Source organism: Faecalibacterium sp. An77 (assembly GCF_002161315.1).
Lineage (GTDB): Bacteria > Bacillota > Clostridia > Oscillospirales > Ruminococcaceae > Faecalibacterium.
This window is the reverse complement of record NZ_NFHK01000098.1, coordinates 1-1,087: the sequence shown is the minus strand read 5'-3', so window position 1 is coordinate 1,087 and position 1,087 is coordinate 1. Positions and strand designations below refer to the sequence as shown.

General features: G+C 51.0%; 1 protein-coding gene. It reads left to right on the top strand.

The window, feature by feature from the left end:
• The first annotated feature begins 107 nt into the window (after positions 1-107).
• Entirely contained in the window at positions 108-1,073 is a 966-nt protein-coding gene (locus B5G28_RS14185; protein ID WP_087249838.1) for an IS30 family transposase, read from the top strand.
• The last annotated feature ends 14 nt before the right edge of the window (positions 1,074-1,087 follow it).

The following is a 1,087-nucleotide window of genomic DNA, read 5'->3' as shown; positions in this document are numbered from 1 at the left end:
GGTGAATTATACTATCAAGTGCAACACTTAAGGGAAATAAAAAGAAGTTCATACAGAACCCTGGTAGAATAGAGTTACTACACCACCAAACCACCGGAGGGAACTGTATGAACTACCATCATCTTACCATAGAAGAACGCAGTTGTATACGGAAATATTATGTGGATGGGTTGAGCTACCGGGAGATAGCCCGGTTGATCGGGAGAAACGTGAGTACGGTGTCGCGCGAGATACGGAGGAACTGTACCCACATGTATGACATTCCGACCTACTACCCGCACACAGCACAGAAGAAGTATCTGCTGCGTCGTTCCTACTGCCACCGTGGAATGTTCCATTCCCGGGAGATTATTGGCTACATAGAGGAAAAACTGCGTGCAACCTGGTCGCCGGAGCAGATCGCCTGCACTCCGTGTGACCTGAAGATACCCAGCTGGCGGACGATCTACCGCTGGATCTATGAGAAGTACCTGGTAAACGGCAATCTGAAGGTGCTTCGCCGCAAGGGAAAGAGCCATGGAGTGAAAGAAACGCGTGGAAAGTACAGCAAGGGAAAGTCCATCCGCAAGCGGGACAAGTCGGTATACAGCCGCCAGGAAGCCGGGCACTGGGAAGCGGATACCGTGGTGAGTGGACAGGGAAAAAGCAAAGCCTGCTTTGCCACCCTGGCGGAACGAAAGACCCGGTTTTATATTGCGGTGAAGATGCCGGACCGGCGAGCAGAGACCATGGAGAACGCCATTGTCGCCGCACTATCCGTATTTCCTCCTCAGCTGGTCAAGACTATTACCTGTGACCGAGGTACAGAGTTTGCCAACTGGCACCGCATTGAAGAACGATTGCATTGTGAAGTATATTTTGCCGACCCATATTGCGCCTGGCAGAAAGGCACCAACGAAAATCTGAACGGCCTGCTCCGGGAGTTTTATCCCAAGGGCAGAAACCTCTCCCGCATTGCTCCCGCTACATTAAAACGAAACCTGGCGTTGATTAACGCCAGGCCTCGCAAGGTTCTTAACTTCCATTCTGCCCAGGAATTATGGGACTTCGAGCTTAATTCCTGTTGCACTTAGTTTGACAATTCACT

Coding starts and splice junctions, on each gene's coding strand:
- B5G28_RS14185 (WP_087249838.1), top strand. CDS start 108: ATGAACTACCATCATCTTACCATAGAAGAACGCAGTTGTATACGGAAA.